12 protein-coding genes and 2 pseudogenes are annotated in these 11,942 nt (G+C 72.5%); 7 read left to right on the forward strand and 7 right to left on the reverse strand.

The features are described 5' to 3' along the window. The first annotated feature begins 35 nt into the window (after positions 1 to 35). Positions 36 to 1,180 (forward strand): annotated as a pseudogene (locus ACTWPW_RS08665) (pyridoxal phosphate-dependent aminotransferase). On the opposite strand, the gene ACTWPW_RS08670 reads toward ACTWPW_RS08665, so the two are convergent. Next, the gene (locus ACTWPW_RS08670; RefSeq protein ID WP_375115465.1) at positions 1,152 to 1,544 is read right to left on the reverse strand and encodes an SbtR family transcriptional regulator; all 393 of its coding nucleotides are present in this window, start codon (positions 1,542 to 1,544) and stop codon (positions 1,152 to 1,154) included. The pseudogene ACTWPW_RS08665 and the gene ACTWPW_RS08670 overlap by 29 nt on opposite strands. Here ACTWPW_RS08670 and ACTWPW_RS08675 point away from each other — a divergent pair. Beyond that, positions 1,543 to 1,836 (forward strand): annotated as a pseudogene (locus ACTWPW_RS08675) (aldo/keto reductase); the annotation flags it as partial. The gene ACTWPW_RS08670 and the pseudogene ACTWPW_RS08675 sit on opposite strands and share 2 nt — an antisense overlap. Positions 1,837 to 2,057: 221 nt before the next feature. On the opposite strand, the gene ACTWPW_RS08680 reads toward ACTWPW_RS08675, so the two are convergent. After that, the gene (locus ACTWPW_RS08680; RefSeq protein ID WP_443168378.1) at positions 2,058 to 2,645 is read right to left on the reverse strand and encodes a TetR/AcrR family transcriptional regulator; all 588 of its coding nucleotides are present in this window, start codon (positions 2,643 to 2,645) and stop codon (positions 2,058 to 2,060) included. A gap of 122 nt (positions 2,646 to 2,767) precedes the next feature. Here ACTWPW_RS08680 and ACTWPW_RS08685 point away from each other — a divergent pair, with 122 nt between their 5' ends. Together ACTWPW_RS08685 and ACTWPW_RS08690 are read left to right on the forward strand one after the other, a co-directional pair. Next, positions 2,768 to 3,997 (forward strand): MFS transporter, encoded by a 1,230-nt coding sequence (locus ACTWPW_RS08685; protein ID WP_443168438.1) that lies wholly within the window; start codon positions 2,768 to 2,770, stop codon positions 3,995 to 3,997. A 48-nt stretch (positions 3,998 to 4,045) separates the two neighbouring features. Continuing rightward, on the forward strand, positions 4,046 to 4,822 hold the full coding sequence (locus ACTWPW_RS08690; protein WP_443168379.1) for a DUF899 family protein: 777 nt from the start codon (positions 4,046 to 4,048) through the stop codon (positions 4,820 to 4,822). A 30-nt stretch (positions 4,823 to 4,852) separates the two neighbouring features. On the opposite strand, the gene ACTWPW_RS08695 is transcribed toward ACTWPW_RS08690, so the two are convergent. The 3 genes from ACTWPW_RS08695 to ACTWPW_RS08705 all read right to left on the reverse strand — a co-directional run bounded on the left by ACTWPW_RS08695 (position 4,853) and on the right by ACTWPW_RS08705 (position 7,582). After that, positions 4,853 to 5,248 (reverse strand): Atu4866 domain-containing protein, encoded by a 396-nt coding sequence (locus ACTWPW_RS08695; RefSeq protein WP_375115460.1) that lies wholly within the window; start codon positions 5,246 to 5,248, stop codon positions 4,853 to 4,855. Positions 5,249 to 5,460: 212 nt separating this feature from the next. After that, entirely contained in the window at positions 5,461 to 6,567 is a 1,107-nt protein-coding gene (locus tag ACTWPW_RS08700) for an FUSC family protein (RefSeq protein WP_443168380.1), read from the reverse strand. 346 nt (positions 6,568 to 6,913) lie between these two features. Then, positions 6,914 to 7,582 (reverse strand): alpha/beta fold hydrolase, encoded by a 669-nt coding sequence (locus ACTWPW_RS08705; RefSeq protein ID WP_375115458.1) that lies wholly within the window; start codon positions 7,580 to 7,582, stop codon positions 6,914 to 6,916. A gap of 236 nt (positions 7,583 to 7,818) precedes the next feature. On the opposite strand from ACTWPW_RS08705, the gene ACTWPW_RS08710 reads away from it, so the two are divergent. Next, positions 7,819 to 8,910 carry a ring-opening amidohydrolase gene (locus tag ACTWPW_RS08710; protein WP_375115456.1) on the forward strand — a complete coding sequence of 364 codons (1,092 nt, stop codon included), beginning with the start codon at positions 7,819 to 7,821 and terminating at the stop codon, positions 8,908 to 8,910. 31 nt (positions 8,911 to 8,941) lie between these two features. On the opposite strand, the gene ACTWPW_RS08715 is transcribed toward ACTWPW_RS08710, so the two are convergent. Next, positions 8,942 to 9,553, reverse strand: a complete 612-nt coding sequence (locus tag ACTWPW_RS08715; protein ID WP_375115455.1) for a nucleotidyltransferase family protein — start codon at positions 9,551 to 9,553, stop codon at positions 8,942 to 8,944. Positions 9,554 to 9,649: 96 nt separating this feature from the next. Here ACTWPW_RS08715 and ACTWPW_RS08720 point away from each other — a divergent pair, with 96 nt between their 5' ends. Beyond that, positions 9,650 to 10,195, forward strand: coding sequence for an SseB family protein (locus tag ACTWPW_RS08720; protein ID WP_375115454.1), 546 nt, complete (start codon positions 9,650 to 9,652; stop codon positions 10,193 to 10,195). Between the two features lie 32 nt (positions 10,196 to 10,227). Here ACTWPW_RS08720 and ACTWPW_RS08725 read toward each other — a convergent pair whose 3' ends face one another. After that, on the reverse strand, positions 10,228 to 11,217 hold the full coding sequence (locus ACTWPW_RS08725; protein WP_375115453.1) for a hypothetical protein: 990 nt from the start codon (positions 11,215 to 11,217) through the stop codon (positions 10,228 to 10,230). A 111-nt stretch (positions 11,218 to 11,328) separates the two neighbouring features. On the opposite strand from ACTWPW_RS08725, the gene ACTWPW_RS08730 reads away from it, so the two are divergent. Next, positions 11,329 to 11,907: a prepilin peptidase gene (locus ACTWPW_RS08730; protein WP_443168381.1), complete on the forward strand. Its 579-nt coding sequence runs from the start codon at positions 11,329 to 11,331 to the stop codon at positions 11,905 to 11,907. Positions 11,908 to 11,942: the final 35 nt, after the last annotated feature.

The following is an 11,942-nucleotide window of genomic DNA, read 5'->3' on the forward strand; positions in this document are numbered from 1 at the left end:
AGTGTGGAGCCGTGACCGAACCACTTGTTACCAGGATGCGCGCCTTCGGCACGACGATTTTCGCGGAGATGAGCGCGCTCGCCGTGCAGACCGGATCGATCAACCTCGGCCAGGGCTTCCCTGACACGGACGGGCCGGCGGCCATGCTCGACCGCGCCGTCCAGGCCATCGGCACCGGCGCTAACCAGTACCCGCCGGGGCCGGGGGTGCTGGAGCTGCGGCAGGCGGTGTCGGAGCACCGGGCCGCGCGCTACGGGCTCTCGTACGATCCGGTGGGCGAGATCCTGGTCACGGTGGGCGCCACCGAGGCCGTGACGGCCGCCGTGCTCGCGCTGTGCGAACCGGGCGACGAGGTGATCGCGTTCGAGCCCTACTACGACTCCTACGCCGCCTCCATCGCTCTGGCCCAGGCCAGGCTGGTGGCCGTGACGATGCGGCCGGTCGAGGGCCGCTTCACGTTCGACCCCGACGAGCTGCGCGCCGCCGTCACCCCGCGCACCCGGGCCATCCTGGTCAACTCGCCGCACAACCCGACCGGCACCGTGTTCACCCGCGACGAGCTGACCGTCATCGCGGAGCTCTGCCAGGAGCGCGGGCTGACCGCCGTCACGGACGAGGTGTACGAGCACCTGACGTTCGACGGGGTCGAGCACATCCCGCTGGCCACGCTGCCCGGGATGCGGGAGCGGACCGTGATGATCTCGTCCGCGGGCAAGACCTTCTCGGTCACCGGGTGGAAGACCGGCTGGGTGTGCGCCCCTCCGGCGCTGGTCACGGCGGTGCAGACGGTCAAGCAGTTCCTCACGTTCACGGCGAGCGCGCCGTGGAACAGCTCGCGGTGGCCTACGGGCTGCGGCACGAGCTGGAGTGGGTGGCGGCGCTCGGGGCCGGGCTGCAGGACAAGCGGGACCGGCTGATGGAGGGGCTGGCGGCGGCCGGCTTCTCGGTGCTGCGGCCTTCGGGGACGTACTTCGTGCAGACGGACATCCGGCCGCTGGGGTTCTCCGACGGGCTCGAGCTCACGCGCCGCCTCCCGGAGCTGGCCGGGGTGGTGGCCATCCCGACCCAGGTCTTCTACGACCACGCCGAGCGGGGGCGGCATTTCGTGCGGTTCGCCTTCTGCAAGAAGGAAGAGGTCATCGACGAGGCCGTCACGCGCCTGAAGCGCCTGTCCTCCTGACGGGCCCGCTGGGGCGGAGGCCGTCGAAGACGACCCCCAGGGTCCGCGTACGGAGTCCTTCGTCCCAGTTGTTCTGCTGTGCCGCCAGGCAGGTGCCACTGAGCAGCGCCAGCAGCTCCTCCATGCCCACGTCCGCCCGGACCGCCCCCGCCTCCTGGGCCCGCACCAGCAGCGCCTCGATCGCGCCCCTGATGTCGGGAGTGCCCGCCTTGGCATCGATGCCGGCCGTCGCCGGCGCGTCCACCAGCACCTTCTTGACCGTCGAGTCCTCCACGATCGTGGTGAAGTACGCGAAGAAGGCGGCCCCCGGGTCGGCGGCCGAGGCCAGCTCGCCGGCCCTGTCCGCCAGGCGCCTGGGCACCATGGACTTCGGCACCCTCGGCGGCGGCATCCTGACCGGTCGCTACCGGCCCGGCGCGGCCCCCGACCCGGACAGCCGGATGGGGAGGCTGCTCGGCCACGCGATGCCCCGCGCGAACCGGTGGGCCGAGTCGCTGCTCAACGAGCACAACCTGGGCATCGCCGAGGAGCTCGTCAAGGTCGCCGCCGAACTCGGCGCCACGCCGTCGGAGGTGGCGCTGGCGTGGGTGGCGCGGCGGGCGGGGGTGACGTCGATCCTGCTCGGGCCGCGTACGGTGGCGCGGTTTCGGGAGAACCTGGTGGCCTTCGAGCTGGACCTGCCGGAGCGGGCCATGGCCCGGCTGGACGAGATCTCCCGCGTCGACCTCGGCCCCATGGACGGCTCCTTCTTCCACCTCGTCCCCCGCCGCCAGGCGGGAGCCGATCCGGCCGGTCACCGTCAAGTGGGCAGGGAGGCGCCCCTCTGCCGGCGGTCGCGAGGGCTGCGCACGGTCGCTGCCGTGACCGTGCGCGACGATCAGGAGCTTCGCCGCCGGGCGGTGGCCGTCGACAGGATCATCTCGACCAGGTGCCGTGCCTGCTTGGCGGGGCCGTCCGGGCCGAGTGACTGGCCGGAGGCGAACAGGCCCTCCATGACCAGCATGAGCTGGTCGGCCAGGCCGGCCGGATCGTCGACGCCGAGCCGGCCGGTGAGCTCGCCGACGAGCTCGCGGAACCCGGACTTGCCCTCGACGGCCATCCGGTGCGCGGGCAGGTCCGGGTCGGGGAACTCGGCCAGCGTCATCATCATCGGGCAGCCGCGGAACTGCTCGGAGTCGACGTAGGCGAAGCCCGCGTCGAACAGGGCCAGGATCTGGTCGCGCGGGTCGGGGCCGGCGGCGTCGATCGCGGTGGCCCACCGCTCCCGGCCTTCCTGGTCGGCGTGCTCGACGTAGGCGGCCACCAGATCGTCCTTGGAGCCGAACAGGCGGTAGAGGGTGGTCGGGGCGACGCCGGCCTGGGCCGCCACCAGGTCGACCCCGGTGGCCCGGACGCCCTTCCAGTAGAACAGCTCGCCGGCCACCTGCAGCAGCTGGGCCCGGGTCTCCGCAGCGGTTCGTGCCATCTCTGTCCTCGCCATTGCCATGTTAGGGGTCGTTCCCTACGATAGCCGGAGTGAGTGTTAGGGATCGTTCCCTAACGGGACGGGCCGCACTTGCGACGACAAGGAGGGTTCCACCCGTGAGCATGCACCGAGCCGTGCTGAGCCAGGGCAGGGCCAATCTCGCCCTGGCCGCGTTGTTCCTCGGGGCGTTCGTGACGGGCACCGCCGAGCTGATGGTGGTCGGCGTGCTGAACCTGATCGCCGCCGACCTGGACGTCCCGGTCCCGGCAGCCGGCGCGCTGGTGACCGCGAACGCGCTGGGCCTGGCCATCGGCGGCCCGATCCTGACCGCGCTGACGATCAGGCTGAACAAGCGGGTCGTCCTGATCGCCACACTCGTCCTGTTCGTCCTCGCCAACCTGGTCCTGGTGCTGGCCGCCGACTACGGCCTGTTCGTCGCGGCGCGTGCGCTCGCCGGCGCGGCGCAGGGGCTGTTCATCGCCGCCGGATTCACGGCCGGCATCTCGCTCGTCCCGCCGGAGCGCATGGGGCGGGCGATCTCGGTGGTCATCTCCGGCGTCACGGTTTCGGCCGCGCTGGGTGTGCCGGTGGGCACGCTGGCCGGCCAGGCGGTGAGCTGGCGGGGGTCGTTCACCGCGGTCGTGGTGCTCACCGTGATCGCGCTCGTCGCCGTCCTGGTGCTGATCCCCTCCGTGCCCGCCGGCGGCGGCGGCTTCGGCGACCAGGCCCGGCACGCGTTCGCTCCCCGGGTGCTCGCCGTGCTCGCCCTGAACTTCCTGGTGTTCGCCTCGCTGTTCGCCGTGGTGACGTACATCGTGCCGTTCCTGGAGAGCGTCACGGGCGTCTCGGGGGCGCTGATCAGCGTGTTCCTCCTGGCGTACGGCGTGGCCACGGCGGTGGGCTCGTTCGGTGGCGGCCGGTTCGCCGACCGGAACGCCACGCGCACCCTGATCGTCGCGACCAGCGGCGTGGTGGTCTCCCTGCTGGTGCTGTACCTGGTCGGCGCGGTGCCGTTCCTCGTGGCATCGGTCCTGCTCGCGCTGGGCATGTTCGGCATGGGGATGGTGCCGTCGCTGCAGTACCGCGTGGTGAGCCTGGCCGGGCCGGGCGGCCAGCTGGCTCAGTCACTGCCCGTCTCGGCGGCCAACCTCGGCATCGCGTTCGGCTCGGCCGCCGGCGGCATGGTGATCGGCGCCTTCACCGCCTCCGCCACGGTGGTCACCGGCCTGGCCATCGCCGTCGTCGCGGCCGTGGTCGCCTGGGCCACCGGCTTCCTCAAGCCGCCGGCGGCCGGATCGGCCGTCACGCGGACGGGCGGGCAGGAGGGGGACCGGGTCCTCGGGTCCGCCTGACGCGACCACGACGAGAAGAGCCGCCGCAACAGGGAAGAGGAGACAGCCATGACCGATGAACCAGCGAACCTCGGCAGCCCGGCGGGCGGGGCCGCCGGCGCGACCGGCCTGCCCGAGGCCGTGGACCGGAGCACCTTCCAGGCCGAGCTGGACCGGCTGCGGGTACGGGAGAAGGCGCACACCCGCGAGGGCGACGCCATCGCCACGGCCCGGCGGCGCCTGCCGATGGTCGAGATGGACGCCGGCCTCACCCTGATCGGGCCCGGCGGACCGCTCACCCTGCTCGACGCGTTCGAAGGGCGCCGGCAGCTCATCGCGTACTACTTCATGTGGTATCCCGGGCAGCCCGCGGCCGAGCAGTGCGAAGGGTGCACGTGGTGCGCCACCTCGGTGGCGGAGCTGTCCTACCTCCATTCCCGCGACATCACCTACGCGGTCTTCTGCCAGGGGCCCTACGACGAGAGCCGCCGCTACCACGACTTCATGGGCTGGGACATGCCGTGGTACTCGGCGGCCGCCTCGCTCGGCGAGCTCCTCGTCGGGCGGCACATCGGCATGATGCACCTGGTGTGCTACCTGCGCGACGGCGACCGCGTCTTCGAGACGTACTGGACGACGCGCCGCGGTGTGGAGGCCATGGACTACAGCTACGCGCTCATGGACCTCACCGTGTACGGACGCCAGGAGCCGTGGCAGGACGCGCCCCCGGGCCGGCCCCAAGGGTGGACAGGCTCCGCCGAACGGCTCCGCACCGACGGACGTCCCATCCCTCAGTGGTCGCGACTGGAGGCCGGACGCTCTGACGACCTCACCGCCGAGCCCTGAGCGCGCCGTGAGGGTGGGGCGGGGCGGCGGTCATCGCTCCCGATACAGCACGAGGTGCTCGTGGTAGAGGACGCCGTCACGGACGTCGCCGGTGGCGGTGAACCCGGCGTCGTCGAAGTAGTCGAGATGGTTGCCCGTCACGGTGTACCGGCCGGTGTAGGCGCGGGGGCGGCCGTCACGCTCCTCCTCGTACCGGCCGTCGGCCCGCAGCTCCTGCCGGATACGCCCGTCCGCGGTCACCCACATGCCGACGTACGGATGCGGATCGGCACTCCCGCGCCCCGATGCCGCTGCCGACGGGGACGTCGAGGCTGAGGCCGACGGTGCGGCCGACGGGGCGGCCGCCGCCGTACGGCCGCCGCGTCCGTCGGCGCAGGCGGCCATCGTGGTGAGGAAGCCGACGATGAGCAGCACTCTTCCGATCATGTTCGCTGAACCTCCATGGTCACGCCGGCGGGCCGTGCCCCGTCCGGCTGGCGGTGCTCCCGAGTCTGACCAGGTCGCGGGCGGGGGAGAAGCGGCGAGGATTTCCTAGGAGCACCACACCCAGGCAGGTGTCGCCGGAAGCTCGAGCTGGCGGAGGCCGGTCACGTGGCCGTCCGGGTGGGGGTAGGCCGATCGGCTGGCGGTGCGGGTGCTCAGGTCCGTCGGGTGGGCTCGTCCTTGGTGGCCGGTTCGTCCAGCGGGGTGAGCGCCGACGTGGCGTCCTCGTGCTCCATCCCCGTGGCCTGCAGCAGATCGACGACCACGGAACGCAGCTGCGCGATGATGACGTGCGCCGAGAACCCCAGCCCCTGGGGCCGCTCCCGGGCCGCCACCGCCAGCAGTGCCTGCCGGGCCAGGGTCGGCTCCCGGCCGGCCCCGAGCTCCAACTGCAGCAGCAGCGCCGCCTCCGAGACCTCGCGCATCGCCTCGGCCAGGGCCGCCGGGGGAGGGCTGGCCTCTCCGAGCGAGGCCAGCGTGCGCCTGCTCAGCACCCGCGCGTTGCGCAGCGCCAGGTCCACCGGCACGGCGGCGGTCTCGTAGCGGGCCAGGCGGGCGCGCCGGTGCCAGTGCAGGGGCGAGATCATGGTGATCTCCTTGCTGGTCTCCAGCGCCGCCTCGAACTCCTCCACCGCCGCCTGCGTCGTACGCGCCTCCTCCAGGGCCTCGGCCGCCAGGTCCACGTCGCGCTTCTCGATCGCCTCCGCCGCCCGTTCCAGCACCGTGGACAGCGCGTCGAGCACCCCGGACAGGTGCTTGGCCGCGATCGTGAACGGGCTCGCGGGCAGTAACGCCACCGCGGCGATCCCGACGATGCCTCCCGTCAGCGCGTCGGCCATCCGATCCAGGCCCCCGGCCCCCTCACCCGGCACCAGCGTGGCGACCAGCACGGCCGACGACCCCGCCTGCGCGACGAACAGCGCCCCGCTGTTCAGCAGCACCGCCACCGCCATGGCCAGCCCGACCACCAGCGCGAGCTGCCAGGCGCCCGAGCCGATCCGGTACACCAGCAGGTCGCCCACGCCGACGCCCAGGCTGACCCCGACGACCAGCTCGACGACCCGCCGCAGCCGCTGCCCGAGCCCGACGCCCACGCAGATCAGCACGGAGATGGGGGCGAAGAAGGGGCGTGGGTGGCCGAGCAGCTCGATGGCGATGACCCAGGCCAGCGCGGCACCGACCGCGCACTGCGCGATGGAGGGCGCCATCAGGCCGAACGTGCCCAGCCGTTCCTTCATGAGATCGCTGAGCCTGGTTCGCACCTTTCCACGATGGCGGATCTTTATGACATTGGGGTCACGTTTGCCCCAGCTAAGTCCTTTTCGTCAGGTGTTGTGCCCATGCCCCGAGAACTCCTCACCGTTCGGGCCCCCGCCGCTCGGACCCGCGCCGCGAGGCCGCTGCCAGGATCGCCACCGCGGCCCGCGCCGCCGCCGACCGGCTCGACGACCCGCCGCAGGCCGCTGCCCGAGCCCGACGCCGATGCACGCCACCACCACCGCGATGGGCTAGAAGGACGGCGGCTGTGGCCGGGCACGGTCGGATGGGGCCGCCGGATGGGGCCCCGCCATCAGATGGTTCTGCCGGTGAGTCGGCCACCCGCTGCGGTCAGGAGTCGAGGAACGCGTCGACCGTCCGCACGAACTCCCCGCGGGCGCTGACGTGGATCAGGTGCCCGGCCTCGATCGTGACCAGCTTCGCCCCCGGGATCCGGGCCGCCACCTCCCCGGCGTCGAAGGGGCTCTGCGCCCCTCCCGACAACACCAGCGTGGGCGCCGTGATCTTCCCCAGACCCTCCGCCCATGCAGGATCCGGGTCGAGCATCTGCCGCTCCGTGTCGTGCATCATCCGCCAGTCGAACCCGGTGGACCCGTCCTCCACGATCGGCGATCGGCCGGTGAGCGGCACCGGTGGCGGCGGGTCCTCCAGCACCAGGCGCGCCACCCGATCCGGATGGTTCATGGCCGCGTGATAGGCGACCACGCCGCCGAGCGAGTGCCCCACCAGCGTGGCCCGTTCGATGCCCAGGTGGTCGAGCAGCGCGACGACGTCCTCGGCCATCGCGGGCACCGGGTACTCGCCCGGCCACCCGCTGGCCCCGTGGCCGCGCAGGTCGAGGGCGAACACGTGGTGGCGGGCCGCGAAGTGCTGGGTGACGCCGTTCCAGTCGTTGTGGTTCGCCGTACGGCCGTGCAGCAGCAGGAGCGGGGGAGCGGAAGGATCGCCTTCCTCCCGGTAGACGAGCTTGATCCCGTTGACGTGTGCTTCGCGAATCACACTCGCGACCCTAGCCCCCTCGGGGCACGACGCTTATCCCGCGTTGAGCGCCATGCTGCTCGTCCGGGCGGCGGCCGGGCTCTGTCCGGTGGCACGCGCCGCCCGGTTGTCTCCCATGGCGGCGCTGAGCGCACCTTGACATCACCCGCGGGGTTCATGGGCACACATTGACCATGAACCCCGCTGACCGGCTCGGTAGCGTCATCGGGGAATGACGCCAGGAGGAGGGGTAACGCATGCCGGACCCGATCGAAGTGCGCAAGGTGCCGATCGAGAGCGTCACCGACGCCTCCGGGCTGTCACGGCTCATCGCCGACGGGGTGATCGAGGCGGAGCGGGTGCTCGCCGTCGTCGGCAAGACCGAGGGCAACGGCGGCGTGAACGACTACACCCGCATCCTCGCCGACCGCGCCTTCCGCGAGGTCCTGGCCGAGCACGGGCATCCGGCGCCGGAGAGCGTGCCGCTGGTGTGGTCGGGTGGCACCGACGGGATCCTCAGCCCGCACGCCACCATCTTCGCCACCACGGCCGACGCCCCCGCCACCGAGGAGCCTCGCCTGTCGGTTGGCGTGGCGATGAGCGAGGTCATCCTGCCCGAGGACATCGGCCGCCCGGCCATGGTGGAGAAGGTCGCCGCCGGGGTCCGGGAGGCCATGAAGATCGCCGGCATCGACGACCCGCGCGACGTGCACTACGTACAGACCAAGACGCCGCTGCTCACCCTGGCCACCATCACCGAGGCCAAGAGCCGCGGCCAGGACACCGCCATCGAGGAGACCGGTCCCTCCATGGACCTGTCCAACTCCACCACCGCGCTCGGCATCGCCGTCGCGCTCGGCGAGATCGAGATGCCCAGCGCCGACCAGATCCACAAGGACCTGTCGTTGTACTCGTCGGTGGCCTCCTGCTCGTCGGGCGTGGAGCTGGACCGGGCGCAGATCGTGCTGGTGGGCAACGTGCGCGGGATCGGCGGGCGCTATCGCATCGGCCACAGCGTCATGAAGGACGCCCTCGACGCCGACGGCATCTGGGAGGCCATCAGGGACTCCGGGCTCGCCCTGCCCGACCGCCCGCACCCGTCGGACCTCGGGGGGCGGCTGGTCAACGTGTTCATGAAGTGCGAGGCCGACCCGTCCGGGCGGGTGCGCGGGCGGCGCAACATCATGCTCGACGACTCCGACGTGCACTGGCACCGGCAGATCAAGGCCGCGGTGGGCGGGGTGGCGGCCTCGGTCACGGGCGATCCCGCGGTGTTCGTCTCGGTCGCCGCCGTGCACCAGGGCCCCTCCGGCGGCGGTCCGGTGGCGGCGATCGCCGACCTCGGATAGCCGCCACCGGGCAGGGCGCCGCCGGTGGGCGTCACGCGTCCGGCCAGGGAAGCGCGGTCAGCTCGGGCCACGTGGCGGTCCAGCGGGCCACCTTGGCCTCGTAGACGTGGCGGGGCGCCAGCCGCGGATTGGGCCGCACGACCAGGTCGAACGCGTCCGACACGCCGTAGGGGGCGTACAGCCGCCACTCGCCCGACGGCTCGATCCGCACGCCGAGGCCGCAGGTCGTGGACGGGAAGGAGTCGATCGCGTCCTCGGCGCTGCGGTAGGGCGGGCAGGGGATGCCGAAGCGCTCCGCGTACCAGAGGTGCACGCGCGCCTCGTTGCGGATCTCCACCGGCACGTCGCCGAACACCTCCCGGCCCGCCCTGATCACCGCGTCCTCGGCCTCCCAGGACAGGTCCGACGGGTCGTGGTAGATCAGGTCGTAGTCCCGGATGCCGTGGTCGGGGTGGCGGCCGGTCACGTGGTTCCAGATCGTCTGGGCGACCGCGCCGGCCGCGACCCACCAGCCGGGCGGATCGAGCGCGCGGGCGCCGTGCAGCACGGAGGTGACGACGGGGCTGGCGGCGAGCACGGCCCGCACGGCGGCGAGCTGCTCGGCGGGCGGAGGGTCGTCGGGTGGAGGGTCGGCGGGTCTCACCGGGCCTGTCTATCAACCGGGACCGACAAAGGCGCGGGCCGCGTGGGTGAGGCAGGAGGCGGGGGCGGGCTCGGGGCGCGGGTAGTCTCGGAGGCTGTGCCCAGCATTCCGCAGCCCCTCGACCCCCACGACGACGGCTCCGCCGCCCCCGCCGTGGCCGCCGCCCTGGCCTCCTACGAGGCGGGTACGGCCGGCCCCGCCGAGGTGCTCAACGCCCTCTCCGGCGCCCGGCTGCTCGTCCCCGTGGTGGCCCTGCTGACCGAGACCGAGGTCGGCGCGCACGGGCTGCGGCAGGAGAAGGAGAGCGAGATGGCCCTGCCCAAGCTCGTCGGGCAGGACGGCAGGCAGGCGGTGCTCGCGTTCACCGGCACGCAGTCGCTGGCCCGGTGGCGGCCCGACGCCCGGCCGATCCAGGCCACCGCGCTCCAGGTGTGCCGGGCCGCCGTGCAGGAGCGGGCCGCGGCGGTCGTGGTGGACGTGGCCGGGCCGGTGCAGTTCGTGATCGAGGGGGAGGTGCTGGAGGCGCTGGCCGCCGTCGAGTCCGGCACTGTGAACGAGCTGACCGGCGTGACCGTGGCCCGGGTGGAGCCCGCGCCGCGCAGGCGCCGCTGGTTCTCCAGGGGCCGGTCAGGCAACGGCTGAGCGGCGGCCTCCCCGGACGCCCAAGCCCGCGGTCAGGAGCCCGATTCCGGCCACGCGTCCTCCTTCTTGATCGGGCGTACGTTGGCGCCCGGCTGCTGCCTGACCCGCTGGTTGATCGGCGGCAGCGTGAAGTGGCCGCGGATCATGTCCACGAGCCGGGCCATCTTGTCGTCGGCCACGCCGACCCGGCGCTGGTCGAGGGTGACGCCGATGATGTAGCGGCCGTGGTCGACCCAGTAGTGGAACAGGGCGCCGCGCTCGACGTCCAGCACGGTCCTGATCACCGTGCCGCTCTCCATCGAGCGCAGGTGCGTGTCCAGGCGGCCGCCGATCCAGTGGAGCTGGCTGCCGAGCCTGAGATAGGTGATCCGGCGCTCCTCGGGGGTCGTCTCGTGGAAGAAGTGCTGCAAATCGGCGTCGTCGAGCACGTCGGTGTAGAAGGCGCAGCCGGACGGGCCGAAGAACGCCACGAAGTGCAGGTCCTCCTGGTCGATCACGGACACGCAGCTCCCCAGGGCCTTCTCCAGGGCGTGGCTGATCTCGGGGAGGGTGCGGATCAGGATCTCCGACTCGCCGATCACCTTGCGCTTCGTGGTGGTCGGGGAGGGGCCCGCGGTGGTCTCCAGATGGGGCACGTACAGGCCGCGGCGGTAGAGGAACAGCAGGTAGCCGCCGGTCAGCGCGGTGAACGCGGCAATCCCGATCATGGACAGGCCGAGCAACTCGCCGGGCACGCCGCGGTTCCACAACACCGGCCCGAACCCGGCCGCGAACCCCAGCACCAGCCCGCCTGCCGCGGCCACCGTCATGGCGGTGACCAGCATGACGGGCAGCCTGCCGCGCACCCGGCCCGCCACGGCGGCGATCAGCGCGAGCGCGGCGACCACGGCCAGCACGGTGACGGCGCGGGAGACGTTGTAGTCCTCGCCCTCGATGTACCAGGCGAGCATCTCGAGCAACACAGGGGCAAGGACGAACGTCGCAATGACCACCGCGACCCTGGCGAACCGGTCCCTGTCCACGCGGGCAGTTTCCGTGATCGAGCCCTTGTCCGCAATAGCCGCCGGCGGGCAGCCATACCGGATCCGGCGTTCGAGCTCCCTTCCCGCGACGGCGGGCCTATGGTCTGCGGCGTGGTCGCACTCATGGCGCTGATCGGGCTGATCTGCGGGAACCGCATCAGGGCGCTGGCGGACTCCTACCACTCCCACGACGGCGGCCTGCCCCCGGCGGCCGTCGAACTGGCGACCGCCGCCGTGGCCGCGCTGGTCGCCTGGCGGGTGGGGCCGCCGTACGTGTGCCTCGCCGTGATCGGGGTCGCCCTGGCCGTCATCGACTGGCGTACCAGTACGCTCCCCGACGCGATCACGCTGCCCGCGTACCCGGTCGCGGCGCTGGCGCTGCTGCCGACGGGAGAGCTGCCCAGGGCGCTGGCCGGCGGGGCGGTGCTGGCAGGGGTGTACGGCCTGCTCTGGTTCGCCAGGCCGGACGCGCTGGGGTTCGGCGACGTCAAGCTGGCCGGGCTCATCGGCATGGCCAGCGCCGCCCTGGGCTGGCCGGCCCTGGTGGCGGCGGCCTTCTGCGGCCAGCTCCTCGGCGCCGTCTACGGCGTGGCCCTGCTGCTGACCGGCCGCGGGAACCGGCACACGCAGTTCCCCTTCGGCCCCTTCATGCTCCTGGGCGCGCTCACGACACTCTGTCTCGCCTGGTGAGCGAGGGACATCTCACTAGGCCGCACATGGAAGAC

Source organism: Nonomuraea sp. KM90, from assembly GCF_052246675.1.
Classification (GTDB): Bacteria; Actinomycetota; Actinomycetes; order Streptosporangiales; family Streptosporangiaceae; genus Nonomuraea.